Annotated in this window: 22 protein-coding genes; 11 read left to right on the forward strand and 11 right to left on the reverse strand. The window is 40.8% G+C overall.

Annotated elements, in window-relative coordinates; translation table 11 throughout:
* Window positions 1-226: 226 nt before the first annotated feature.
* Window positions 227-2,587: a Tex family protein gene (locus FTU29_RS06090; protein WP_180120913.1), complete on the reverse strand. Its 2,361-nt coding sequence runs from the start codon at window positions 2,585-2,587 to the stop codon at window positions 227-229.
* A 335-nt stretch (window positions 2,588-2,922) separates the two neighbouring features.
* Here FTU29_RS06090 and ompR point away from each other — a divergent pair, with 335 nt between their 5' ends.
* The 5 genes from ompR (at window position 2,923) to FTU29_RS06115 (ending at window position 8,500) form a co-directional block, all read left to right on the forward strand.
* Window positions 2,923-3,687, forward strand: coding sequence for a two-component system response regulator OmpR (ompR, locus tag FTU29_RS06095; RefSeq protein WP_078189809.1), 765 nt, complete (start codon window positions 2,923-2,925; stop codon window positions 3,685-3,687).
* Window positions 3,688-3,933: 246 nt separating this feature from the next.
* Window positions 3,934-5,394 carry an ATP-binding protein gene (locus FTU29_RS06100; protein ID WP_180024744.1) on the forward strand — a complete coding sequence of 487 codons (1,461 nt, stop codon included), beginning with the start codon at window positions 3,934-3,936 and terminating at the stop codon, window positions 5,392-5,394.
* Between the two features lie 206 nt (window positions 5,395-5,600).
* Complete coding sequence (locus FTU29_RS06105; RefSeq protein WP_078189851.1) at window positions 5,601-7,118, forward strand: acetyl-CoA hydrolase/transferase family protein; 1,518 nt, start codon at window positions 5,601-5,603, stop codon at window positions 7,116-7,118.
* Window positions 7,119-7,244: 126 nt separating this feature from the next.
* Window positions 7,245-7,664 (forward strand): GNAT family acetyltransferase, encoded by a 420-nt coding sequence (locus FTU29_RS06110; RefSeq protein WP_078189811.1) that lies wholly within the window; start codon window positions 7,245-7,247, stop codon window positions 7,662-7,664.
* Window positions 7,665-7,813: 149 nt separating this feature from the next.
* Window positions 7,814-8,500 (forward strand): DsbA family protein, encoded by a 687-nt coding sequence (locus FTU29_RS06115; protein WP_111885832.1) that lies wholly within the window; start codon window positions 7,814-7,816, stop codon window positions 8,498-8,500.
* Between the two features lie 75 nt (window positions 8,501-8,575).
* Here the strand turns inward: FTU29_RS06115 and FTU29_RS06120 are convergent, their stop codons facing one another.
* Window positions 8,576-8,776 carry a dodecin family protein gene (locus FTU29_RS06120; RefSeq protein ID WP_067761311.1) on the reverse strand — a complete coding sequence of 67 codons (201 nt, stop codon included), beginning with the start codon at window positions 8,774-8,776 and terminating at the stop codon, window positions 8,576-8,578.
* Between the two features lie 237 nt (window positions 8,777-9,013).
* Here FTU29_RS06120 and FTU29_RS06125 point away from each other — a divergent pair, with 237 nt between their 5' ends.
* From FTU29_RS06125 to FTU29_RS06145, 5 genes are all read left to right on the forward strand, one after another.
* The gene (locus tag FTU29_RS06125; protein ID WP_078192883.1) at window positions 9,014-9,262 is read left to right on the forward strand and encodes a glycine zipper domain-containing protein; all 249 of its coding nucleotides are present in this window, start codon (window positions 9,014-9,016) and stop codon (window positions 9,260-9,262) included.
* A gap of 234 nt (window positions 9,263-9,496) precedes the next feature.
* Window positions 9,497-9,685 carry a hypothetical protein gene (locus FTU29_RS06130; RefSeq protein WP_078192831.1) on the forward strand — a complete coding sequence of 63 codons (189 nt, stop codon included), beginning with the start codon at window positions 9,497-9,499 and terminating at the stop codon, window positions 9,683-9,685.
* Window positions 9,686-10,036: 351 nt separating this feature from the next.
* On the forward strand, window positions 10,037-10,216 hold the full coding sequence (locus tag FTU29_RS06135; RefSeq protein WP_078189814.1) for a hypothetical protein: 180 nt from the start codon (window positions 10,037-10,039) through the stop codon (window positions 10,214-10,216).
* Window positions 10,217-10,227: 11 nt separating this feature from the next.
* Window positions 10,228-11,676, forward strand: a complete 1,449-nt coding sequence (locus FTU29_RS06140; protein ID WP_180120915.1) for a hypothetical protein — start codon at window positions 10,228-10,230, stop codon at window positions 11,674-11,676.
* 98 nt (window positions 11,677-11,774) lie between these two features.
* Window positions 11,775-12,914: a hypothetical protein gene (locus FTU29_RS06145; RefSeq protein ID WP_180120917.1), complete on the forward strand. Its 1,140-nt coding sequence runs from the start codon at window positions 11,775-11,777 to the stop codon at window positions 12,912-12,914.
* Between the two features lie 68 nt (window positions 12,915-12,982).
* Here the strand turns inward: FTU29_RS06145 and FTU29_RS06150 are convergent, their stop codons facing one another.
* The 6 genes from FTU29_RS06150 to FTU29_RS06175 all read right to left on the reverse strand — a co-directional run bounded on the left by FTU29_RS06150 (window position 12,983) and on the right by FTU29_RS06175 (window position 19,188).
* A complete protein-coding gene (locus FTU29_RS06150; protein ID WP_180120919.1) occupies window positions 12,983-13,258 on the reverse strand; it encodes a hypothetical protein in 276 nt (91 codons plus the stop codon).
* A 153-nt stretch (window positions 13,259-13,411) separates the two neighbouring features.
* Window positions 13,412-15,331 (reverse strand): molecular chaperone HtpG, encoded by a 1,920-nt coding sequence (gene htpG, locus FTU29_RS06155; RefSeq protein ID WP_180120921.1) that lies wholly within the window; start codon window positions 15,329-15,331, stop codon window positions 13,412-13,414.
* A gap of 117 nt (window positions 15,332-15,448) precedes the next feature.
* Window positions 15,449-15,796, reverse strand: a complete 348-nt coding sequence (locus FTU29_RS06160; protein WP_078189819.1) for a lysozyme inhibitor LprI family protein — start codon at window positions 15,794-15,796, stop codon at window positions 15,449-15,451.
* A 158-nt stretch (window positions 15,797-15,954) separates the two neighbouring features.
* The gene (locus FTU29_RS06165; protein ID WP_180024739.1) at window positions 15,955-16,542 is read right to left on the reverse strand and encodes an OmpW family protein; all 588 of its coding nucleotides are present in this window, start codon (window positions 16,540-16,542) and stop codon (window positions 15,955-15,957) included.
* Window positions 16,543-16,849: 307 nt separating this feature from the next.
* Window positions 16,850-18,217: a Na+/H+ antiporter family protein gene (locus FTU29_RS06170; protein WP_180120923.1), complete on the reverse strand. Its 1,368-nt coding sequence runs from the start codon at window positions 18,215-18,217 to the stop codon at window positions 16,850-16,852.
* A 95-nt stretch (window positions 18,218-18,312) separates the two neighbouring features.
* Window positions 18,313-19,188, reverse strand: a complete 876-nt coding sequence (locus FTU29_RS06175; protein WP_180078033.1) for an alpha/beta fold hydrolase — start codon at window positions 19,186-19,188, stop codon at window positions 18,313-18,315.
* A gap of 128 nt (window positions 19,189-19,316) precedes the next feature.
* On the opposite strand from FTU29_RS06175, the gene FTU29_RS06180 reads away from it, so the two are divergent.
* On the forward strand, window positions 19,317-19,799 hold the full coding sequence (locus tag FTU29_RS06180; protein WP_078189823.1) for a DUF4442 domain-containing protein: 483 nt from the start codon (window positions 19,317-19,319) through the stop codon (window positions 19,797-19,799).
* A gap of 50 nt (window positions 19,800-19,849) precedes the next feature.
* Here the strand turns inward: FTU29_RS06180 and FTU29_RS06185 are convergent, their stop codons facing one another.
* The 3 genes from FTU29_RS06185 to rpoC form a co-directional block, all read right to left on the reverse strand.
* Window positions 19,850-20,206, reverse strand: coding sequence for a DNA transfer protein p32 (locus FTU29_RS06185; RefSeq protein ID WP_180120925.1), 357 nt, complete (start codon window positions 20,204-20,206; stop codon window positions 19,850-19,852).
* 130 nt (window positions 20,207-20,336) lie between these two features.
* A complete protein-coding gene (locus tag FTU29_RS06190) occupies window positions 20,337-20,879 on the reverse strand; it encodes a hypothetical protein (protein ID WP_111885842.1) in 543 nt (180 codons plus the stop codon).
* A gap of 160 nt (window positions 20,880-21,039) precedes the next feature.
* A complete protein-coding gene (gene rpoC, locus FTU29_RS06195) occupies window positions 21,040-25,239 on the reverse strand; it encodes a DNA-directed RNA polymerase subunit beta' (protein ID WP_078192842.1) in 4,200 nt (1,399 codons plus the stop codon).
* Window positions 25,240-25,275 lie beyond the last annotated feature (36 nt).

Raw genomic sequence — 25,275 nt, forward strand, 5'->3', positions numbered from 1 at the left:
CAAATAATTAGATGTAAGTATGTAAAGCCTAAAGTTTGTGACCACTTTATGGCGTGACTTATATTGTCTGACAATCGAACGATTCTATAGTGTGTTTTGATACGTGATTTGTGTGATTTTTACACTTTATTGCGAAGTTTAAGATTCAGCTCATTTATCTTTGATAGGCCGTAAAAGAAAATAAAAAAAACCTCCCAAATGGGAGGTTTTTTTTAACAGTTCAAGATTACTTCGAACCTTTAATCCCTGCTTGTAATAACAACGCACCTAAACCACCAATTTTATTTTCTTGTGGTTTCGCTGCTTGAGGTTTTTTATGACCTTGTGGGCGGTCGCCTTGCGTACGAGCATGCTGTGGTCGTTTCGCATGTGGCTTACGCTCACCACGTTGTTCTTGCTGGGCATTGTCACGACGTGATTGACGTTGTGGTTTCGCTGCAGCAGCACCTTCAGCACGCATCGACAAGTTGACACGGTTACGTTCAACATCGACATTTAGTACACGAACTTGAACAATTTGACCTGGTTTTACGACTTTGTGCGGATCTGCAACAAATTCATTTGCAAGTTCAGAAATATGCACTAAACCGTCTTGGTGTACACCCACATCCACGAATGCACCGAAGTTCGTCACATTCGTAACCACACCTTCAAGCTGTAAACCTTCAGTCAACTGCGCCACCTCAGTGATGTCTTCACGGAATTTTGCGGTACGGAACTCTGGACGTGGATCACGACCTGGTTTTTCAAGTTCAGATAAAACGTCTTGAATTGTCGGTAGACCAAATTGGTCATTCACAAATTCTTCGGCGTTTACTTGGCGAATAATTTCAGTATTACCAATAATATCTTTGACTGTGGTTGCTTTCGCTGCCACAATTTTTTCTACTAAACCATAAGATTCAGGGTGAACAGCAGATGCATCCAATGGTTCAGAACCATCTTGAATACGTAAGAAACCTGCTGCTTGTTCAAAGGTCCGCTCGCCTAAACGAGGAACTTTTTTCAAACTTTGGCGGTTGTCAAAACGACCATTTTCTTTACGGTAATCCACAATTTGCTGTGCAATTGATTTATTCAAACCCGCGATATAACCCAAGATTGCAGATGATGCAGTGTTGACATCGACACCTACTGAGTTCACACAGTCTTCCACAACCGCTTCTAGCGTTTTTGCTAAACCGGTTTGGTTCACGTCATGTTGGTATTGACCTACACCAATCGATTTCGGATCAATTTTCACAAGCTCCGCCAATGGATCTTGTAAACGACGAGCAATCGACACTGCACCGCGAATAGATACATCTAGCTCTGGCAATTCTTGAGATGCCAATTCAGATGCTGAATAAACAGATGCACCCGCTTCAGAGACAGACACACGAATCAAATTCAAATCCGTATTCGCAGCCATCATTTCGGCCACAACCGCTTCAGTTTCACGGCTTGCAGTACCATTACCAATCGCAATTAATTCAACATTGAATTCGCGGCAAAGGCGCGCAAGTTCAGCAACTGAACCAGCTTTATCTTCTTTCGGAGCAAATGGGTAAATCGTGCTATGTGCAACAACATCACCTGATGCATTGACAACAGCCAATTTCACACCCGTACGGATGCCAGGGTCTACACCCAATGTGCAGCGTGCGCCTGCAGGAGCAGAAAGTAATAAATGACGTAGATTTTCAGCAAAGACATCCATCGCTTCAGCTTCAGCAGCCAAACGTTTTTCAGTCAATAATGAATGTTCAATCGCAGGGCGAACTTTACCGAGCCAGAATAATTTTGCAGTTTGTTTTAAGAAATCTGCACGCGCTTGTGGTTGTGCTGTTTCTAAATTGTATTCAGTATCAATACGAGCCAATGGCGCATCATCTTCACCATCGACTTTTAAGCCCAAGACATTTTCTTGACGGCCACGGAGCATCGCCAATAAACGGTGTGAAGGGACTTTATTTAAGCTTTCAGAGAAATCAAAGTAATCACGGAATTTTTTACCGACTTCCTTTTTCTCATCACTTGCAACTAAACTTTTCAACACTGCGGTTTTCGCAAATGTCGCTTTTAGCTCAGTGGTTAATGCAATATTTTGTGCCCAGTCATCAATTAAAATGTGTTGAATCGCATCTAATTGGCTTTCAACATCTGCATAATCTTCATGACTAAAACCAGCTAAAGCTTCGGTTGGATCAACCGCTTCATTAAAGATTTTTTCAGCGATTGGGCCTAAACCCGCTTCTTTGGCTTTAAATGATTTACTTGTACGTTTTGGACGGTACGGCGCGTAAATCTCTTCTAAAGCATTTTTCGTTTCTGCTGCATTCACGCGAGCAAGTAAGTCATCAGATAACTTGTTTTGTTCTTTTAGAGATTCGATTACCTTCTCACGGCGCTCAAATAAATCACGCAGGTAAGTCAGACGTGTATCAAGCTGACGTAATTGAGTATCGTCCAGACCTTGCGTCACTTCTTTACGGTAACGTGCGATAAATGGAACACTGGCACCTTCATCAATGAGCTTGATGGCAGCTTCAATTTGATTTGGACGTACGGCAATTTCTTTTGCCAACTGCTGAACTAAGTCAGTCATCGTATTAGATCCCTGCAAGGATAAGTTCTAAAAGCCATGATTATAAAGACCAAGACCATAAAATCCACAATTGTTTTTATAAATTTATTCGTGGTTTTTAATGCCAATTCATCTCAAATACACATTTTTTTACGAAACTGACTATGAAACAGCAAATTAGCGAGACTTAGACAAGCAAACTGATTCGAACAACATGTATACATTTGGTATCTATGTCTTGATTTTAACTGCAATATTTGTTGCTTTAGAGCATAGTAAATTTATATAAATGAATCGTATACTCAAGTGAAATCGACTTTTTGTTTACGATGACAATAAAGAATAAGGAGCACGTCATGAGTTTAGTTGTACCTGCTGAAAAAACAGATGCCGTACAAGCCGAAACCGACCGAGTCGAACGCATTCTGGTTGTCGATGATGATGTGCGTCTACGCACCCTCTTACAACGCTTCCTAGAAGATAAAGGTTTTGTGGTCAAAACCGCACATGATGCGACTCAGATGGATCGTCTGTTGCAGCGGGAACTCTTTTCCCTGATTGTGCTCGACTTTATGTTGCCTGTTGAAGATGGCTTGAGTATTTGCCGCCGTCTACGCCAATCTAGCATCGATACCCCGATCATTATGCTGACCGCTCGTGGTAGCGATTCAGACCGTATTGCAGGACTTGAAGCCGGTGCAGATGACTATTTACCAAAACCATTTAACCCGAATGAGCTATTAGCTCGTATTCGTGCGGTCCTACGTCGCCAAGTGCGTGAAGTTCCGGGCGCACCAAGCCAACAAATGGAAGTGGTGTCTTTTGGTCCTTGGTCACTCGACCTGTCTACTCGTACATTAACCCGTGAAGGTCAAGTCGTCACATTAACAACGGGTGAATTTGCCGTACTCAAAGCATTAGTTCAACACCCACGTGAACCACTGACACGCGACAAGTTAATGAATCTTGCTCGTGGTCGTGAATGGGGCGCGATGGAACGTTCAATTGACGTTCAGGTTTCTCGCCTGCGTCGTTTGGTTGAAGAAAACCCAGCACGTGCGCGCTATATTCAAACCGTTTGGGGCGTAGGTTATGTCTTTGTTCCAGATGGTGCTGAATAAGCCATAAAATAAGACCTGAGAATCGAGTCACCGTACCTCATGTCCGGAAATACCATTCGCTGCTGTCTGAGCCACTTGAAATTGAATGAATAAAAGTAATGTGCGCGAGTTCAGCGAATGGCAAAAATTTTGGTTACTTTTTTAAAAAGTAACATAACAAACTCCTCCCGAAGAACGTTCCAGCAGTAAGATTCCATCGCAAAGAATAAAAACTGCCTTTCAAAAAATTTGCTTAAAGGATTCTGCGTGAAACTCGAACCCATCGACCCACAGGAATTTACCGACTACGTTACCTACTCCGAAAAAAAACGGACACCTTGGGAACGCTTCCTCGATAAAATCAAACCCCGCTCTGCAGCCATGCGGACCACCGTATTGGTCTTATTTGTGGTGTTTTTTAGCCTGTTTATGTCCTTATGGTTCTTTTGGCGCACACTCTATTTACCCGAAATTCAACAACATGCTCGTTACCTCGCGGTCGAACTTGAAATCATTAACAATCCTGATTTACGGATTTTTCATAACAATGCCGAAGTGGATGTCGACGACTGGATGCGCAACCGTGTCGGGATCGAATATGTGACCGATCCGAAAGAATTCCCCAACGTCAAAGACAAAGTCATTGCAGAGTTCTTTACCAATCAAATTGAAAAGAAACTGGCCAAAGAAATGCGCATTGATAATGCGACCGTGTATTTCCAATTTAAACCTGACCCACGCATCTGGATTCAAACTCCAGAAATGAATGGAAACTGGGTTCGCGAGCCTTTAAAAACCTATGCCAACTATAGCGCAGAGCTGATTTTAGGCTGGTTATTGGGTATTCCGCTGATTGCTGGCATCATTATCTTAACCTTGGTTCGTCAGCTCAACCGTCCACTAAAACGTTTACAAGATGCGGCAAACAACTATAGTAAACAAGGCACTGCTCCTTATTTAGAAACCAACCATGGGCCACAAGAAATCCGTGAAGTAAACCAAGCCTTTAACCACATGGTCTACACGCTGGAACAAACTGAACGTGATCGTCGCATCATGTTGGCCGGTATTTCCCACGATTTGCGTACTCCGCTGACCCGTATTCGACTCAGCGCAGAAATGATGCCTGATGATGACTTCCTAAAAGAAGGTCTGATTTACGATGTTGAAGATATGGATGCAATTCTGAATCAGTTCATTTCGTATATGCGAGATGGCTCTGATGAAGTTCCGCAAGATACTGATTTAAATGCGCTATTGCAGGAATTAGTGATTCAATTTAAACCTTTAGATATTCGCTTTGAACCTCAAGACTTACCGATTATTCAAGCACGTAGCCTGTCCTTAAAACGACTAATAGGCAACTTAATCAATAACTCAAAACGCTATGGTGCCGAGCCGATTGAACTGTCTACCGAATATGAAGGTGACCATATTCAAATTCGCGTTGCCGATAATGGCGAAGGGATTCCTGAAGATCAAATTGAAGACCTGATGCAACCTTTTGTACGTGGTAATGATGCACGTACCATTCAAGGCAGTGGACTCGGTTTAGCCATTGTAAAACGTATTGTGGATATTCACGAAGGTCAACTTTCAATTCACAATCGAGCAGAAGGTGGACTCGAAGCGATCATTTCTTTACCACTGCAAAAACTCGAAAATGATGAAATATTAAACAACAGCCCATTGGAAAAAATTAAGCAAAGTTTAACTGAACGCTTTTAACAAGCGTTCAAAAAAGCAACGAACAGTTTTGTTTAATCCTTAACCATTGTTATTTTTAACTTTATTATTCAGTAGCTTAAAAATCATAATAAAATCTTATACCCACATTTTTTCAAAAAATTAGACCTTAGCCTAACAGGGATGCAAAATGGCTTTTTTGATCGGTACAATCCGTATCAGTTTTGAGAATTTCACGAGAGTATATGATGTCTTTAGATCGCATCCGTTTAGCTGCCCTTCACGACAAAGTTATCAGCGCAGAAAAAGCTGCTGAATTCATTCAGGATGGTATGACGGTAGGTATGAGTGGTTTCACACGCGCAGGTGAAGCGAAAGCTGTACCTTTAGCGTTGGTTCAACAGGCTCATGCTAATCCTCTTAAAATCACCCTAATTACTGGCGCGAGCTTGGGTAACGATTTGGACAAAAAATTGACTGAAGCAGGTGTTCTTGCTCGTCGTTTACCGTTCCAAGTAGACAATACATTACGTAAAGCGATCAACAAAGGCGAAGTAATGTTCATCGATCAGCATTTGTCTGAAACAGTTGAACAAATGCGTAACCTTCAGCTTAAAAAGCCTGATGTAGCAATTATTGAAGCTGTTGCGATCACTGAAGATGGTGGCATCATCCCTACAACTTCTGTAGGTAACTCTGCAAGCTTCGCAATTTTTGCTGAAAAAGTAATTGTTGAAATCAACACCAACTTAAGCCCAGCATTTGAAGGCTTACACGATATTTATATCCCAACATATCGTCCAACACGTCAAGCTATTCCATTGACTCATGTTGATGAACGTATTGGTACACATGCAATCAACATCGATCCTTCAAAAATCGTAGGTATCGTATTTAACAACGAATTGCATGACTCTCCATCTACAGTGACTGCCCCTGATGATGAAACTCAAGGTATTGCAAACCACCTTATCGCTTTCTTTGAAAAAGAAGTAGAAGAAGGTCGTTTACCGAAAAACCTAGGTCCATTACAAGCAGGTATTGGTTCAATTGCAAACGCAGTATTGACTGGTCTTAAAGATTCAAACTTTGAAGACTTGATCATGTACTCTGAAGTACTTCAAGACTGTACATTTGAATTGATCGACGCAGGCAAAATGAAATTTGCTTCAGGTTCTTCTATTACGCTTTCTGCGAAATATGGCGAAAAAGTATTTAATAACCTTGAACAATACAAAGACAAACTTGTATTACGTCCACAAGAAATTTCTAACCACCCAGAACTTGTACGTCGTTTAGGTATTATCGGTATCAACACAGCACTTGAGTTTGATATCTACGGTAACGTGAACTCGACTCACGTTTGCGGTACAAAAATGATGAACGGTATTGGTGGTTCAGGTGACTTCGCACGTAATGCGCACTTGGCGATCTTCGTGACTAAATCAATTGCAAAAGGTGGCGACATTTCTTCTGTTGTTCCATTTGCTTCTCACGTTGACCATGCTGAACACGACGTTGACATCTTGGTTACTGAACAAGGTCTTGCTGACTTACGTGGTCTTGCCCCACGTGAACGTGCTCGTGCTGTAATCGACAACTGTGCTCACCCAAGCTACCGTGCAGCATTGAACGATTACTTCGACCGTGCATGTGCAAAAGGTGGTCAAACACCTCACCTTCTACGTGAAGCATTGTCTTGGCACATCAACTTCGAAGAGAACGGCCATATGTTAGCTGCTCAACCTGAAGTGAAAACTGCTTAATTGCAGAGAAATAAAAAAACGCTCTTCGGAGCGTTTTTTTATGGCTTTTATTTTTCAATATGACTTATCAAGTCTGCAAAACTCGACTAATCTAAATTGGTCAAAATACATGCTAAAACAAAAATTATGTTTATTATCCGCCCCTATCTCGAATCTGATTTAGATGATGTGATTGCACTTTGGGAACTGTGTGATCTGACCCGTCCATGGAATAATCCTGAAATTGATATATTTCGAAAACTAGCGCAACGCGACCAATTATTCTTGTTGGCAGTCAAAGATGATCAACTGATTGCAACTGTGATGGGTGGCTATGATGGACACCGAGGCTGGGTCAATTATCTTGCCGTACATCCACATTTTCAGCGTAATGGCGTCGCTACTGCCCTCATTCAGCAATTAGAAAAACGCTTAATTGCTCTAGGCTGTCCAAAACTTCAATTACTGATTCGCCAAGACAACATTGATGTACAAAATTTTTATGAACAATTGGGCTATGAAGAGGTTGAAGTAATATGTTTGGGTAAACGTTTAATCACGGATTAATCGTTCGACAAATCTTCATTCAATCCTTGTAACAAAATCAAAAAAAAACCGACATTGCGCCATCGAGACAAAAATGGATTGCATTGCTTGGCTTTAAATTTTAGGATTTGCCCCCATCATTTTCCCAGAACATAGAAAAGAGATTTCCCATGCGTGTAGATATCTGGTCAGACGTGGTTTGCCCATTTTGTTATATTGCGAAAAAACGCCTTGAAGCTGCTGCCGAAGAATCGGGTGTAGAGCTTGAAGTGTTTTGGCATAGCTATCAACTTGACGCAGATGCGCCCGCTCGCCTAGAAATTTCTAATACTGAACGTCTAGCTCAAAAATATGGCCGCAGTATTGAAGAAGTTGAAGAAATGCAGCGCAATATCGCCGAAATGGCAAAAGCTGAAGGTATTGAATTTAACTGGCAAAAAGCCAATTCAGGCAATACTTTCAACGCGCACCGCTTGATTCATCTTGCACAAAGCAAAGGTCTCGGCAGTGAAGCCAAAGAAGCTTTCTTCTATAGCTATATGACGCAAGGCTTGGCCATTGGTGAACGTGAAACCTTAGAAGACGTTGCATCTCGTATTGGTCTAAACCCTGTTGAAGTCGATGACTTATTAGACTCAGATGAATTTGCTGATTTCGTCAAATACGACGAAGAAGTAGCACGCGATCAACTTAAAGTTACCGGTGTACCGTTCTTTGTATTTGAGCAACGCATTGCTTTAGCAGGCGCTCAACCGAAAGATGTATTTAAAAAAGTGATGGACAAAGCTGCGGAACTTCCTGAGCTTGCTCCTACACCTGTGTGTAATGATGAAAGCTGTGAAACGCCTGAAAAATAATTCAGCGTGTTCAAACAAAAATCCCCGAACTTCGGGGATTTTTTATGATTAGTTTTTAACATCAAAAAATGAAACTTATTCCACTAAGAAGCTGATTTTTAAGTTCACTCGATATTCCGCAATTTTATTGTCTTTCACCACAACTTTTTGTTCATTAATCCATGCACCCTGAACATTCTTTACGGTTTCAGTGACTTTATTAATTCCCGTTTGGATGGCATCTTCAAAACTTTTTGTGCTACTTGCATTTACTTCAACGACTTTAGCAACAGACATTGTATTTATCCTCATTGTTATGATTTTGAATCTTCATCATATGATTAAGTCACTTATTTTGGTTATTTTTTAAACATCAAAACAGCAAAATATTACATGTCTTACACAGGAGTGAATTCCACTTCGAGGGATTACAAACTGACCATCATTTATTACATGCTTTCTGTTTAAGCCAAGGCCACTACCGATTAGGCTAAAAGCTTCATTCTTCAAACGATCATGCTCGGGAGTAATGTCATGACTATTGAACCTCAAGCAACTTCTGCTGAAACCGAACTATCTACCAATACACCCCCTCAAACAACCACCAACGAGTCCCAAACAGGGAAGAATAGCTTTCTCTCACGTTTTTCTCCGACCGTCAAAGGTGCTGCGATCGGAGCTGTTGCAGGCAGTATATTGCCTGTTTTTGGTACGATTAGTGGTGCCATTATTGGTGGTATCGCAGGCAAAGTCTATGAAAAGAAATGTGCCAAACATTCATAGATTTTTCATCTATATCTGAGTGATACGCCGCTGTCACTCAGCCACTAAAAACTCTAGAGCAATAACTCTAATAGACTGTTTTATATAAATATTAAATCCTACCATTTATCTTGTGTTGCCGAATCGATCATTTTTAATTGATTATTTTTTGATATTATTTTCACATAAATTCAAGTGATTAATTTTCTCCCTGACTCAATTTTTGAGTTACTAATGATTGATAGGAATACACAAATGAACGCAATCAAATATGCTATGGCTGTTGCTGTGATGGCGCTTTCTGCAACTGTTTCTGCACAAATCGTTTACGTACCAGATTTTCCAGTAAAAAAAGCTGTAACTGCTGAAACTGCCAATGCAGAGAGCCAAGCTCCAGCTGCTGATACAACTGAAGTTATAACAAGCACAGAAAAAAAAGCTTAATTTTTAGCTGATTTTTCCATAAAAAAACCGATGGCTCCCACCATCGGTTTTTTATTTTATGTGCCTTTACTTTGGGCTTTATTCTTTACTTAACATTAAAAATGAACATCTAAAAGCGCTCGATCGCTGATGATGACTTCAAAAAAATTGATCAAACCATACCGCTATATCTTTTGAAAAACCTATCTTTAAGCTAATGATTTGGTATTATTTTTAAACAAAATGCGCATTAATTGTCATATTTAACGCTTAATTTGTAGAAGCTGACATTTATTTCCATGTTTTTTTTAATGAAATCTCTATAATCAAATGAACTAATCGACTTCTTTATTTTTAAATTTACATTGTCCTATGCAAGAACTTCAGGCACTGATACAAGGAAAAATTTCACCGCAGGTTATAGATATTGAACGCCTGATTGAATTGGCCAATACATATCGAAACCCGAACTCGGCTGAATATAAATTAGTAGAACTTGCAACCAATATTGTATTGGCTAAATATTTAGAAAAAGCACAAAAAGTCCTTTAGGAAGCGGACAAATGAATTTACAAGAGAAAGTACAATTAATAAAAGAAATCCATGTACTGACCCATCAACTTGAACACCGTGCTTTGAGTTTTTATGAAACTGCGCTTTCTAAACGTCGGATTCATGAAATTTTTGCCTTATGTGACGAACCGATTTTTCAAAAGCAAATATTAAGTTATCGCGCATTAACTGAACCACAGATGGCTGCCACTGAATTTGCCAAACAAACGCCATATTCATGGTTATTTCGTGGCTATTTTAACCATGACGCTGCACTCGAAAGTGCTTTATATCAATATCCAGAGATGGGTTGGGCCTTGCTGCATGACCATGAGTTAGGTTGGCAAGTTTGGATGATTCCAGCCAAACAACGCACGGCGTTACTCAGTGAATGGGGCAATTTCAGCGAATGCTATGATTGGTTAATTGAACAACAACAGCTATATAAATGTTTAATCAGTGATACCGATCTACGTCTACATGCCTTACGCCTGAAGGAGGAAACCATCACAGCGCCAAGCTGTGTTGCAGCAAGTGTGGACGAACTACTGCCAATTGAAGCGATAAATAAAGACGGATCTGTCGATCTAGATCATTGCGATAAGCAAATCAATGAAGCGGATACGTTGCTTGATAACTCAAATACAAATAAACCAGAGCTTTCTGCACCTGATACCGTTCCTCTTGTTCTAATTAAGCAGCCAACACATGCCCCATCGGAGGAAAATCTCAACTCGACAATGGCAGGCGTTGAACTTCCTGAACAGGTTCCAATCGCTCAATATACCGCTCGCGTTCAAACGCTGCAAAACATCGATGCGCAATTGGCCTTGTATGAATTGCAGTTTATAGATCAGCCTGAACTCACAACGCAACTTGATGTTCTATTGCATACGACAGATGGTACCGATTGGAAAAACCAGCCACTGTATTTAGCAGAGCAAATCAATACCGAGGGTCGCTTCATCAAGTATCTCTTGTTGTTTGGTGCGCAAACGCAAATGGAAGCCATTCGACTCTCTCAGCTGTTTTGCCAACAACATCAACATGAACTTGCCGCAATTAAAGTCATGACATGGGACAATCTAGAGCAACTCTGTGCTGCACCTGATCAGCTCTATCAACAGTCTCAGCAGGCTGAAATGATTTGGTCACAAACCGACTATTACCCCTTTATCCCGGCACAATTAATTCATACGCAAAAATTCATTCATTTTGATGAACCTGAACCGACGCTACATACCCCGTTGTTATTATTACAAGAACGTCAAAAAATACGATTAATCCACGGTCAAAAACGCATGGCACTCTTGCGTACCGAACAAACCTTTCCCTATTTGATCCTCCATCGACAGCAAGGTTTAAATTGGCAAAGCATCCAAAATGTGATCCAAAAATTGCCTCAACCCATTGATGTGATTTCGCTTTATCAAGCACTTAAGCAAATGACCGAAGATTAATTGCATTTATTTTGTAGTTTGGCTTGCATTTATTCGACAAAAATAACAAAACTACAGATGCAGGATACTCAGATGATAATTAAATAGAGCCAAAATATATGCATAAAAAACAACAGTACTTTATTCGGACTTTGCTTTTTTCCGCATCAATGAGCTTGATGTATCAAGTTGCTTGGGCCAATGAAACTGAGGGGCAACATTCGCCGGATGTGCCTGCAACCGAGCAAAGTTCACCGTATATCATGCCAAAAACCTATGATTTTTTAGATCAAATTCCACGTTGGATTGATGCAACACCGACCTTCTTACCTGAACAATCAGATCACCCCATTGTTCCGACAACAGAACAAACGGAAAATAATAGCTGGACCGATCGACAACAGAAGAAAGTCCGAAATTGGGCAGATCGAACGGCCGTTCGTATGGATAATTGGTTTGGGAAAAGTGAGCCAGATAAACCAGCCAATGCAACCCTACGGGTGATTTTAGATAACAGTTGGAATAAGCACGATGAATACGAAATTAAGCCACGTATTCGCGGTAAAATTAAGCTTCCCACTTTAGAAAAAAAATTGAGTGTGGTCTTTGGTGATGACTCACTTGATAATGAATTAGAAAATAATGCTGCAATTACCAATGAAAACCCTGCGGGGCGTAGTGATAAAAATTATGACAATAAGCAAACCCGTGAAGATAACAGTTCACTGGCTTTACGTTGGTCAGAAATTTCAGATCGACTGCCTTTCGAAACTGACGTTGATCTAGGTTTACGTTCTGGTGATGACCTATATGTCCGCTTAAAAGCAGCTAAAAAATGGCAACTCGACAATGATTACAGTTTTTTAGCCGAACAAATTTATCGTTATGGTATCGATAGTGAAAATTATCTGAGAACCAATTTAGAATTAACCCATGCCCGTCCAGGCCAACCCTTTATCTCAAACCAATTCAACCTGACCTATGCAGATGCACAGGATGATGATCTGAAATGGGATAACTTCAGTTACCGCCAACACCAATTTTTTAAAGGTAACCGATTCAACTACGGCCTATATACAGGTGGTTTTTACAATAACGATCAACTGCGTTTAAACAGTTGGGGACCCTATGTATCATGGCGACAGCCCTTCCTACGGGAATGGTTTTATATCCAAGGTGATCTCAACTACCTCAACAACCATCGTGACGATAAAAGCCACTTTGTGGGCGCTTTAGTGCGCCTTGAAGCCTTGTTCTAGAACCCGCTATTTCACAGCGAATAAAAAGCCCATTTCAACAGGATGGGCTTTTTTTAAATAACTCAGCTTCAATTTTGCTTAATCACACGCACACGATCATTACGTAGAATACTCGGCTGTTTTTCAGCGACTTTTTTCACTTTAGGAAAACTATACTGAACACGATCATTTCGCATCACACGGCGACTATCTACAAAAGAATTGATATCATATTGTGCGATTTGTTTTGAAACCTGCACACGGTCATTACGCACCATTTTTTGCTTGGAGCTGTCTGCCTGAGCAGATTGCATGAGGCCCATAGAGAGCAGCGAGCCCATTACAGCGATCACTAAAATTTTCATCTTAAGATTCCCAATACTTAACGATCGCTATTATAGATTAATTATTTATTTTTAATTTATTTTAAAGATTAAAACATGGACGTTTTTATTCATGTGCTCTATCGAAAAACCAAATAAAAAAACCTCCCGAAGGAGGTTTTTTCATATCTACCGTTACTTCAGCAATAAGCTGTTAATCCGTTTGATGTATTGGGCAGGATCTTCGGGTAAACCGCCTTCAGCAATCAACGCCTGATCAAAAATAACATTTGCTAAGTCATCAAACTGCACCGAACTTTCTAATTTTTGTACCAACGGATGGGATGGATTGATTTCCAAGACTGGTTTTGACTCGGGAACCGCTTGTCCTGCTTGTTTTAGCATACGGACCAGTTGCGGTGATAACTCACCCTCAGCCACCACCAAACACGCAGGAGAGTCCACTAAACGTGTTGTTACACGCACTTCAGAGGTCTTATCTTTTAACGCATCCGACAGTTTTTCAACAACAGGTTTAAACTGCTCAGCAGCTTCCTCAAGTGCTTTTTTCTCTTCAGCATCTTGTAGATCACCCAAATCAACTGCACCTTTCGATACATTCTGTAATGGTGTTCCATCAAACTCAAAAACAAATTCCATCGCCCACTCATCCACTCGTTCAGTCATGAGCAGCACTTCGATACCTTTTTTCTTGAACAATTCAAGTTGTGGTGAGTTTTTCGCAGCATTTAAACTATCAGCAGTCACATAGTAAATTGCCTTTTGGCCTTCTTTCATATTGGCTTTATAGTCTGCAAATGATGTTTTCACTTCATCATTATTTGACGAAGCAAAGCGTAATAATTTTAGAATACGCTCACGATTCGCCATGTCTTCGCCTAAGCCTTCTTTTAAGACTGAACCAAACTCAGCGTAGAATTTTGCAAACTTCTCTTGATCAGCAACATCTTCAGATTTCGCCAAACCATCTAGCACCGTTAAAATACGGCGGGCGTTACCTTCACGAATCGTTTTAACGTCGCGACTTTCTTGTAATAATTCACGGCTTACATTAAGTGGTAAGTCTGCGCTATCCACCACACCTTGAACAAAACGTAAATAATTTGGAATCAAATTATCCGCATCATCCATGATAAATACACGTTTCACATACAGCTTAATTCCTGCTTTAGCTTCACGTGTGAAAATATTGCTTGGTGCGCGAGATGGAATATAAAGTAACTGTGTATATTCCGTACTTCCCTCTACACGGTTATGTGTCCATGCAAGCGGGGCTTCAAAATCATGGCTCAGGTTTTTATAAAACTCAGTATATTGTTCTTCACTGATCTCATTTTTATTACGCGTCCATAATGCACTTGCTGAGTTAATCGCTTCCCATTCATCCGTCAGTACATATTGACCAGGTTTTGCTTCTTCGCCTTCGGCAGCTTCCTCTTGTTGCCAAACTTCTTTCTGCATCTCAATTGGCAAACTAATATGATCAGAGTATTTATTAATAATCTGCTTAACTTTGTAACGATCTAAATAATCTAAAGCATCCTCGCGTAAATGCAAAATGATGTCGGTTCCACGTGAAGCCTTATTAATTGGCTCTACATCAAACTCACCTGTACCATTACTAACCCAACGTACCCCTTCAGCGGCATTTACCCCAGCACGACGTGATTCCACTGTAATTTTTTCAGCAACAATAAAACCTGAATAGAAGCCCACACCAAATTGACCAATCAATTGTGCATCTGACTTTTGATCACCCGTAAGCTTCGACATAAAATCTTTAGTGCCAGACTTAGCAATCGTACCCAAATGATCAATCGCTTCTTGTTGTGTCATACCAATACCATTATCCGAAATGGTAATTGTCTTCTGCTCTTTATTTAAATGAATACGCACATGTAAATCTGGATCATTTTCATAATATTCAGGATGGTTAATGCCTTCAAAACGTAATTTATCGCAGGCATCAGATGCGTTTGATACTAACTCACGAAGGAAAATTTCAGGATTTGAATATAAAGAATGTGTTACTAAATGCAGTAACTGAGCCACTTCCGCTTGGAAGCTGTGTTTTTGAGATTGTTGTTCGCTCATCAGTCTCTCCGTTCATACTGAGTAAAATTATCAATTGCCTATATGAATGGAGGGACTTCACTATTTTTCAATAGTGTGAATGGAAAATTTTTATTCTGTCGCACTAAATTTTAAGGTTTAAAAAGGTCCTTGTTTATAAACGCGGTCCATGTAGAGATCCAGTTTTTGCTGCCGCATTTTATATACATCACTTAAACAACTGACATTGTCACGGCACTGATCGCGTAGTTGTAGCCATTTTATTTGTTGATCTTGAATTGCACCACGTGTCCCCATGGGAACTAAATGACGAATAATCGTATAGGTCGTGGCCATTTTGACATCGGCATCATTAATACTCCGGTTATCACAAACCGCATGTTCGGTAATGGTTTTCGCCTTTTTACAATCAAAACTTGCGGCATAACTTGTCGAAATAAAATAAGCACTGCCCAAGACCAGCATACCCTGAATAATTTTTTTCATCGTCTTTTCTCTTCTTCCAACTTGCTGATTTATTTCGACTCTAACAGTTCCACCTAAATTTTCTATTGCCTATTTGTTCAATTCGATCAACTGATGAATGGAATATGCTGCATAAAAAAAACCCTGCCTAATGGCAGGGTTTTAAGATCAGTTAAAGCTTAGAATTTGTAGCTATAACCAATTGTATACACCATAGGATCGATATCTAAATCGAATTTACCGCCACCTAATTCATCAATTAAAGTCACTTCAGGGCTTAATTGAGCATAGCGAGCATCGAAGTATACACCCCAGTTTTTCGCATCAGCTGGTTGGTAATTAAAGCCGACTTGACCTGCAAAACCAAAATCTTCTTTTACATTTTTAGCCGCGCCAGATTCATCCCAAGCAACAAATGCTGTACCACCTACACCAATATATGGTGTAAAGCGTGTTGAATTTTTAAAGTTATATTTTGCAGTAATTGTCGGTGGAAGATGCTTAATTTTAGCAGCTTTATCACCATCCAAAAGTACATCATGACCAATTGGAGTAGCTAAAAGTAATTCAGCTGAAATGTTGTCATTAAAGAAATATTCAACCGATGGTGTAAATGCTAACTCATCATCCGCTTTTACTGTACCTAATGCGGTTTCAGTGTCACCTGTTGGAGAAATTACAGAACCACCAACTTTAACCTGCCATTGACCAGCCATCGCTGAAGCAGACATACCCAATAATGCAATAAGAGCAGCTTGTTTTAACATTTTTAAGCAACCTTCTAGAATGAATAATTAATATTAAACATTAGTATTAAAATTATGCAATAACATTATTTAATAATTTATTACACTATTATATAAGTTATTATTAATTAACTATATTTATTTTAATCAAAGTATAAAGGTTGGTTTTATATTTTCACCGCTATAATTAATTTATTATTCACAATATACCAACCTTTTTAATCAGAATTAATAAAATGAATTATTTTAATCCAACCAAAATCCTCAGAATTAAATAACAAAAAAAGGCGATTATATAATCGCCTTTTTATTTATCTTTGAAAATTTTTTAGAGTACCATTGCGGCAATCCAACCAAAGATCATTAATGGAATATTGTAGTGAATGAAGGTCGGGACCACACTGTCTTTCATGTGGTCATGCTGACCATCCATATTAAGGCCTGATGTTGGGCCTAAAGTTGAGTCTGATGCCGGAGAACCTGCATCTCCTAAAGCTGCTGCTGTACCAATAATGGCAATCGTTGCCGCTGGGCTAAAACCAAATTGAATACAAAGTGGTACATAAATAATGGCCAAAATTGGGATTGTTGAGAATGAAGAACCAATACCTAAGGTAATTAATAGCCCTATCAATAGCATCCAAAATGCAGCTAAACCTTGGCTGTTTCCAATCCATTCAACCGAAGCTTGTACCAGTACTGGTACTTGATTCGTAGCCTCAATCACAGATGCAAAACCCTGCGCAGAAATCATAATGAAACCCACCAGTGCCATCATGCGCATACCACTGATAATGACATCATCGGCTTCTTTCCACTTAAAAATACCTGCACAGCTTAAGATCGCAACACCAACGAGACCCGCCAAAATCATCGACTCAGATATGACTTGAACAGAAAGCGTAGCAACTACTGCTACCGCAGCCATGATCAAAGTAAATTTAGCGACTTGTGGTTTACCATTTTCATCTGCTTTTACATCAGATGAGATGGTGTGCTGTGATTCCTTAACCTGAACGTCAGCATACTCTCGTGGTTTACGGTAGCTATAAAAAACAGCAATTAATAAGCCAACAAACATCCCAAATACTGGAATTGCCATAGCAGTTGGAATTTGATCATAGCTGATGTTGAAACCGTATGGCTTACCAAAGGTATTGATGTTTTGACCTAAAATATCATTAAGGAAAATAGCACCAAAACCAAAAGGTACCAGCATATAAGTCGCCACAAGACCAAAAGTCAGAACACAAGCAATCAAACGACGGTCAAGTTTTAAATGATTAAATACACTGAGTAATGGTGGAATTAATACTGGAATAAACGCAATGTGCACTGGAATCACGTTTTGTGAACATACGGCGGCTAAAGCGATAGTAGCGAAAATTACGTATTTCACGCGATTCTGGGCTTTCACATTACTGTTACCTTTGAGTTTAGTAATGAGTTGATAAGCCAGTAAATCTGGCAAACCTGAACGCGCAAGTGCCAAAGCAAATGCCCCCAACACGCCATAAGCAAGTGCGATTTGAGCACCGTTGCCTAAGCCACTATTAAACGCTTCGATGGTGCCATGAATACCAAGGCCAGCTAACAAGCCACCTGTTACTGCACCAATGATCAGTGCAAATACAACAGGCACGCGTGCCAGCGACAGTCCAAACATGACTGTAATTGCGGCAAGAATAGCAAACATAAGAAAAAAGGGAGTCTGACAAAAAACCGTATTTTATCAGAATTTGCTCGCTATTTAGCCCCCTATCGATGAAGTGACACTGTTGAAAGATTTACTTAAAGCTGCTGTGATTGCGCAAATTGAGCGATATAACCTGCAATTTTTTCGGGTTGGCTCAGCACAGCCCAATGATTGGCATTGACTTCAACCACCGATAAATCCTCAACCCATTTAGGTAATTCTTTAATGTAGTCTGGACTGACAAAATTATCATGTTTCAACACAATCGCTTGTACAGGACAGACCGCATGACGTTGTCTAGGCTGAGTTAAGCGGGGAATAAAATTAGCACGGTAAAGCGCAATACCGTGTTTACCATCATGCTGAATATTATGATTCAAAGGCAATTCTTGAGTACGTTCTAAATCATTCACAATTTTTCCCCAACGTTCAGCATTCAAAAAATGCCACGCGGTCGGTGCCAAAAATGGTAATTGGAATACCCCGATGTACCATGACTTACTTAATAATTTGAGTAATTTTTTCTGCTGATGCTTAAAGCTATTTCTGAGCAAAAATGCCGCATGATCCAAACATGGCCCAGAAATAGTTGAATAAGACAAAATACGTGAGCGAAATTTTGGCTCAGTTACCGATTCCCAAGATTGGATAGAGCCCCAATCATGCGCGGCCAAATGAAAACTACGCTCGCCTAATACCGCTTGCGTCACACTATCTAAATCAAGTGAAAGTTGTTCTAAACGGTAATCTCGTACTTTACGGGGCACAGAGGACTGCCCTGCACCTCGCACGTCATAGGTGACGATATAAAATTCATTAATAAGATGTTCAATAACCGGTTCCCATACTTCCTGATTATCAGGATAACCATGAACCAAAACCAATGCCGGCTTAGTTTCATCACCCCATGTCTTCACATAGAGCCGTTGTTGATCTGTGGTATTCACCCATTGCGTATTTAGTGGTTGCATTCTTCTTGTCCTTTTATCGATTCCATCGAATTGACGTTTTATTTGTGAACATGGGCAATGTGATCAATGCCACAGTTTGGAAACTCATTTAGTATGCAAAGTTCAGCATAAAAAAAAATTGACCCAGTATGAGCATAATCCAGAAAATAATGACAATGCCTATTGTCTCTAAATTCTTACTCAATCATTATGCCCCTTATAAAGGTGCTGGCATTTCGATTGATAAAATTGATCTCGCCAATTATCACATTCGCGTCAAAATGCCATTAACTCGAAAAAATCAAAATATTGTCGGTGTACATTTTGGCGGTAGTCTATATTCAATGGTTGACCCATTTTATATGTTGATTTTGATGCATCACCTTGGCTCACGTTATATCGTGTGGGACAAAGCGGCAAATATCCAATTTTTATCTCCCGGGCGTGGAACTGTATACGCTGACATCCAGCTCGACCCAAATGAAATCAATCATATTAAAAACTTAGCAGATAACCACGCACCTGTACTACGGAACTATAGCTTAAATATTTTTGATGAAGCAGGCTTACGTATCGCTGAAGTTCAAAAAACCCTATACATTCGTCGCAAGCAACCCCGTCCACGCAAATAAAAAAGGCGCTTATCTTTAAGCGCCTTTTCATTCAAATTTATCGGATTGGATTAGCGATTTTGCTCAATTGCAGCACCTGCGCCACCACCGATAGCACCACCAATCGCAGCACCAGTATTACCACCAAAGATACTTTTACCGACTGCAGAACCAATCGCACCACCTACACCACTATATGTGGCATTTCGGTTTGAACCGTTTTGAGTTTTACTACCGACAGCTGCACCAGCACCACCACCAACGGCAGCACCTACACCACCACCGACGTTGTTACCCACACCACCACCAATAGCACCACCTAAAGCTGCAGCACCAATACGCTGTTCATTGGGCGACATACTTTCACAACCAGCAAGCATTACGGTCGACATCATCGCGACTGCGCATACGCTCATTACTTTTTTCATTGTGATGTTCCTTGTCTTCTTCGATACCTATGATTCTAAAACCATTGTATGAAACAATTAAACATAGCTTGTTACGGCTTGGAGCATAAATGCTGCATTTTGTAAAAAACGACGCCTAATCGCTCACGAATCACTCAGGATTTTCATCCAAAATCATCAAATCTTTTGTGGTTTCACCATTTTCAGTCAGCACAGCATGAGAGAGTTTGGCTTTGCTTTCTGGATCTGTTGCCTGATCTAGTTTTAGCGTGCGTTTAATCGGGTCTTGCCCTTTCTTAAACTCTACACCTTCTGCATCAATATTGGTGTTTTGACGAATAATCTGACCGTCCTGCTTCACCGTCGTCTTGGTTTCAATTTTAGAGGTCGGGACGATGACGCCACCACGTTGTAGTACTGGAATCGATAATTTCTTTTCTGAAAAATCACTTTGATGATCTGAAAGTTCAATTTCACGTGCCACGATATCCTGACCTTTATTGGTCATTTCTAACACTGTTGCAGTCACTTGGCGTACAGGTTCTTGACCTGCAACACGGCGAATCACTTCTGTTTTTAGTACTGGAACTACAGCTTTATCTTCTACCACAATCGAATTGGGCATAGGTGCAGCAATCGCTGTCAATGAGCTGAATAATGCAGAAACTGCGAATAATTGCTGTGCGAATTTCATCAAAAGACCCCGTTATGTTTAAGTTTAAAAATCAAGAGATTTGTTATGTTCTATTTTTACTATAGGAAATAATTCAATATTAGGAAAGCTTTAATTTTCAATTCATCCGCATAAAAAAAGCCACCCGAAGGTGGCTTTTTTGGAATGATTTAAGGGCTAATTAAAGACCGTTAAATTCATCGCTAAATGCTTGGCTTAACGCTTGATCTACATCAGAGAAGTCATTGTGAAGCTCAAGCTCTGCAGCTTCAGACTCTTGACGACGACGTTCTAAGTGGTATGCCAAACCTGTACCCGCTGGGATCAGACGGCCTACAACTACGTTTTCTTTCAGACCACGTAATTCATCTTCTTTACCTGTTACAGCAGCTTCAGTTAACACACGAGTTGTTTCCTGGAACGATGCAGCAGAAATGAACGAGTCAGTAGAAAGCGACGCTTTGGTAATACCCATCAATTGACGTTCAAACTTCGCTGGGAACTTGTTCTGAGCTGCCACAGCTTGGTTTTCTTGAACAACACGGATGTATTCCACTTGCTCACCTTTGATGAAGCTTGTATCACCACCGTCAGTGATTTCAACTTTACGAAGCATTTGACGTACGATCACTTCAATGTGCTTGTCGTTGATTTTTACACCTTGCAGACGGTATACGTCCTGAACTTCGTTCACGATGTAGTTTGTCAGTGCAACTTCGCCTTTCAAACGTAAGATGTCGTGTGGGTTTTGCGGACCATCAGAAATGGTTTCACCACGGTTCACATGCTCGCCTTCGAACACGTTAATCGTACGCCATTTCGGAATTAGCTCTTCGTAAATCTCAGAGCCATCATCCGGAGTAATCACAAGACGGTTCTTACCTTTGGTCTCTTTACCGAAGCTTACGATACCTGAAATTTCAGCAAGGATCGCATGTTCTTTCGGTTTACGTGCTTCGAACAAGTCAGCTACACGCGGTAGACCACCGGTAATATCACGTGTACGTGAAGATTCTTGTGGTACACGACCAATAACGTCACCGACACCAATTGTTTCGCCGTCGCGCACAGTCAGAATCGTGTTTTGTGGTAGGAAGTAGAACTGTTCGCCGCCATCTGTTGTATCCAATACAACAGCTGGACGCATATCTTTACCAGATGCTGGACGTGAAGTTACTGGAAGTACCTCAATAGTCGTCATACCTGTTGCATCATCAGTTTTCGATGTCACAGTTACGCCATCAGCGATTTGGCTGAAACGCACTTTACCTGCAACTTCGGTAACCAATGGATGTGTATGCGGATCCCAAGTCGCTACGATACCGCCAGCTTCCACAGCTTCACCATCTTTAATGATGATTGAAGCACCGTATGGAATTTTGTAACGTTCGCGTTCACGACCGATGTCATCTGCGATACCGATTTCACCTGAACGTGAAGTTGATACCAAGTGACCTTTAGCGTGTTGTACTGTTTTCACATTGTGGAAACGTACTGTACCTTTGTTACGAACTTGTACGCTGTTAGCAGCAGAAGTTCGGCTCGCAGCACCACCTACGTGGAACGTACGCATTGTTAACTGTGTACCTGGCTCACCAATTGATTGAGCAGCCATTACACCCACAGATTCACCTGGATTCACCAAGTGACCGCGAGCAAGGTCACGACCGTAACATTTCGCACATACACCGAAAGTAGATTCACAGTTTACAACTGAACGTACTTTCACTTCATCGACACCTTGCTCTTCTAAGTAGTTTGCAAGTTTTTCGTCGATTAAAGTATTACGTGGAAGAATCACATCATCCGAACCTGGTTTCTTCGCATCTTCAGCAAGTACACGACCCAATACTCGAGTACCTAAGTTCTCGATGACATCGCCACCTTGAATGAACGGAGTCATTACAAGACCGTCGAAAGTACCACAATCTGGCTCAGTAATTACCAAGTCTTGTGCAACGTCAACCAAACGACGAGTCAAGTAACCTGAGTTCGCAGTTTTCAATGCAGTATCGGCCAAACCTTTACGTGCACCGTGTGTTGAAATGAAGTACTGAAGTACGGTCAAACCTTCACGGAAGTTCGCTTTAATTGGTGTTTCAATGATCGAACCATCTGGTTTCGCCATCAAACCACGCATACCCGCTAACTGACGAATCTGAGCTGCCGAACCACGGGCACCTGAGTCAGACATCATGTAGATCGAGTTGAATGATTTTTGTTTCTCGTCTTCACCCTGTTTGTTTTTAACAGTTGTGAAAGACAAGTTGTCCATCATCGCTTTCGCTACTTGGTCGTTTGTACGCGCCCAAATATCGACAACTTTGTTATAACGTTCGCCGGCAGTTACGAAACCTTGCTCGAATTGTTGTTCAATTTCACGAACTTCAACTTCAGCTTTTTCGATAATTGCTTGTTTTTGTGGCGGAATCAACATGTCTTCCATACCAACAGACACACCTGAGTGAGTCGCTTGACGGAAGCCCAAGTACATCAATTGGTCAGCGAAGATAACAGTATCTTTAAGACCTAATTTACGGTAGCAAGAGTTGATCAATTTAGAGATGTTCTTTTTAGTCATCTCAACGTTGATTTGTTGGAAATCCATACCTTCAGGTACAACTTCCCAAAGTAAACAACGACCTGGAGTTGTGTCTACAACAATGGTTTGTTGTTCACGGTTACCATTTTCATCAATGACAGTTTGGTGTACACGTGCTTTTACGCGAGCGTGTAAATCAACTTGACCTGTTGCAAGTGCACGGTTTACTTCGTCAGTATCCGCAAACACCATGCCTTCACCTTTGGCATTGATCGCATCACGAGTGATGTAGTACAAGCCTAAGACAACGTCCTGAGAAGGTACGATGATTGGCTCACCGTTCGCAGGAGAAAGAATGTTGTTTGTTGACATCATTAACGCACGAGCTTCTAACTGAGCTTCAAGTGTTAATGGTACGTGTACCGCCATTTGGTCACCGTCGAAGTCGGCGTTGAACGCAGCACATACGAGTGGGTGAAGACGGATCGCTTTACCTTCAATCAGGGTTGGTTCAAATGCTTGAAGACCCAAACGGTGAAGTGTAGGCGCACGGTTCAACATCACTGGATGTTGACGAATTACGTGAGCAAGTACGTCCCAAACTTCTGGAGTTTCACGCTCAACCATTTTCTTCGCAGCTTTAATGGTTGTCGCTTGGCCAGATGCTTGTAGTTTCGCAAAAATGAATGGTTTGAATAATTCAAGCGCCATTTTTTTCGGAAGACCACATTGGTGAAGACGTAAAGTCGGACCTACGGTAATTACCGAACGACCAGAGTAATCGACACGTTTACCCAATAAGTTTTGACGGAAACGACCTTGTTTACCTTTGATCATGTCTGCCAAAGATTTAAGAGGACGTTTATTCGAACCAGTAATTGCACGACCACGACGACCGTTATCAAGCAATGCATCAACAGACTCTTGTAACATACGTTTTTCGTTACGTACGATAATGTCTGGTGCTGCAAGGTCTAGAAGACGTTTCAAACGGTTGTTACGGTTGATTACACGACGGTAAAGATCGTTCAAGTCAGAAGTCGCAAAACGACCACCTTCTAGAGGAACCAACGGACGAAGATCAGGTGGAAGTACTGGAAGTACATTCATCACCATCCATTCTGGTTTGTTGTTCGACTCTTTGAACGCTTCCATCAATTTCAGACGTTTAGAGGCTTTCTTAAGCTTCGTTTCTGAAGTCGTATTTGGAATTTCTTCACGAAGACGTGAAATTTCAGCTTCAAGATCGATGTCTTTCAACAAATCTTGAACTGCTTCCGCACCCATTTTCGCAGTGAATTCATCACCGTGTTCTTCCAAAGCAGTGAAGTATTCTTCATCGTTTAGAAGTTGGTATTTCTCAAGTGGAGTCATACCTGGGTCAGTTACAACGTATGATTCGAAATACAATACACGTTCGATATCACGTAAAGTCATGTCTAAAAGCAGACCGATACGGCTAGGAAGTGATTTTAAGAACCAAATATGTGCAACTGGAGAAGCAAGGTCAATATGACCCATACGCTCACGACGTACTTTTGCAGTTGTTACTTCAACGCCACATTTTTCACAAATGACGCCTTTGTATTTCATACGCTTGTATTTACCACACAAGCATTCGTAATCTTTTACTGGACCAAAGATTTTGGCACAGAATAAACCATCACGTTCAGGTTTGAACGTACGGTAGTTAATGGTTTCAGGCTTTTTAACTTCACCATGAGACCACGACTTAATCATTTCTGGTGACGCAAGACCAATACGGATGCGATCAAACTCTACAGGAGCATGACCGTCTGAATCCGTCTTTTTGCGCATGATATCGAGCAAGTCTTTCAATTTTTTTCTCCGTGTGTTGTGGAGATTTTCACTTCA

Source organism: Acinetobacter sp. YH12086 (genome assembly GCF_013419345.1).
Classification (GTDB): domain Bacteria; phylum Pseudomonadota; class Gammaproteobacteria; order Pseudomonadales; family Moraxellaceae; genus Acinetobacter; species Acinetobacter amyesii.

What these genes read in the sequence shown, in the direction of transcription:
- FTU29_RS06090 (WP_180120913.1), bottom strand. Translation starts at nt 2,587, where the DNA reads ATGACTGACTTAGTTCAGCAGTTGGCAAAAGAAATTGCCGTACGTCCA.
- ompR (WP_078189809.1), top strand. Translation starts at nt 2,923, where the DNA reads ATGAGTTTAGTTGTACCTGCTGAAAAAACAGATGCCGTACAAGCCGAA.
- FTU29_RS06105 (WP_078189851.1), top strand. Translation starts at nt 5,601, where the DNA reads ATGTCTTTAGATCGCATCCGTTTAGCTGCCCTTCACGACAAAGTTATC.
- FTU29_RS06110 (WP_078189811.1), top strand. Translation starts at nt 7,245, where the DNA reads ATGTTTATTATCCGCCCCTATCTCGAATCTGATTTAGATGATGTGATT.
- FTU29_RS06115 (WP_111885832.1), top strand. Translation starts at nt 7,814, where the DNA reads ATGCGTGTAGATATCTGGTCAGACGTGGTTTGCCCATTTTGTTATATT.
- FTU29_RS06120 (WP_067761311.1), bottom strand. Translation starts at nt 8,776, where the DNA reads ATGTCTGTTGCTAAAGTCGTTGAAGTAAATGCAAGTAGCACAAAAAGT.
- FTU29_RS06125 (WP_078192883.1), top strand. Translation starts at nt 9,014, where the DNA reads ATGACTATTGAACCTCAAGCAACTTCTGCTGAAACCGAACTATCTACC.
- FTU29_RS06130 (WP_078192831.1), top strand. Translation starts at nt 9,497, where the DNA reads ATGAACGCAATCAAATATGCTATGGCTGTTGCTGTGATGGCGCTTTCT.
- FTU29_RS06135 (WP_078189814.1), top strand. Translation starts at nt 10,037, where the DNA reads ATGCAAGAACTTCAGGCACTGATACAAGGAAAAATTTCACCGCAGGTT.
- FTU29_RS06140 (WP_180120915.1), top strand. Translation starts at nt 10,228, where the DNA reads ATGAATTTACAAGAGAAAGTACAATTAATAAAAGAAATCCATGTACTG.
- FTU29_RS06145 (WP_180120917.1), top strand. Translation starts at nt 11,775, where the DNA reads ATGCATAAAAAACAACAGTACTTTATTCGGACTTTGCTTTTTTCCGCA.
- FTU29_RS06150 (WP_180120919.1), bottom strand. Translation starts at nt 13,258, where the DNA reads ATGAAAATTTTAGTGATCGCTGTAATGGGCTCGCTGCTCTCTATGGGC.
- htpG (WP_180120921.1), bottom strand. Translation starts at nt 15,331, where the DNA reads ATGAGCGAACAACAATCTCAAAAACACAGCTTCCAAGCGGAAGTGGCT.
- FTU29_RS06160 (WP_078189819.1), bottom strand. Translation starts at nt 15,796, where the DNA reads ATGAAAAAAATTATTCAGGGTATGCTGGTCTTGGGCAGTGCTTATTTT.
- FTU29_RS06165 (WP_180024739.1), bottom strand. Translation starts at nt 16,542, where the DNA reads ATGTTAAAACAAGCTGCTCTTATTGCATTATTGGGTATGTCTGCTTCA.
- FTU29_RS06170 (WP_180120923.1), bottom strand. Translation starts at nt 18,217, where the DNA reads ATGTTTGCTATTCTTGCCGCAATTACAGTCATGTTTGGACTGTCGCTG.
- FTU29_RS06175 (WP_180078033.1), bottom strand. Translation starts at nt 19,188, where the DNA reads ATGCAACCACTAAATACGCAATGGGTGAATACCACAGATCAACAACGG.
- FTU29_RS06180 (WP_078189823.1), top strand. Translation starts at nt 19,317, where the DNA reads ATGAGCATAATCCAGAAAATAATGACAATGCCTATTGTCTCTAAATTC.
- FTU29_RS06185 (WP_180120925.1), bottom strand. Translation starts at nt 20,206, where the DNA reads ATGAAAAAAGTAATGAGCGTATGCGCAGTCGCGATGATGTCGACCGTA.
- FTU29_RS06190 (WP_111885842.1), bottom strand. Translation starts at nt 20,879, where the DNA reads ATGAAATTCGCACAGCAATTATTCGCAGTTTCTGCATTATTCAGCTCA.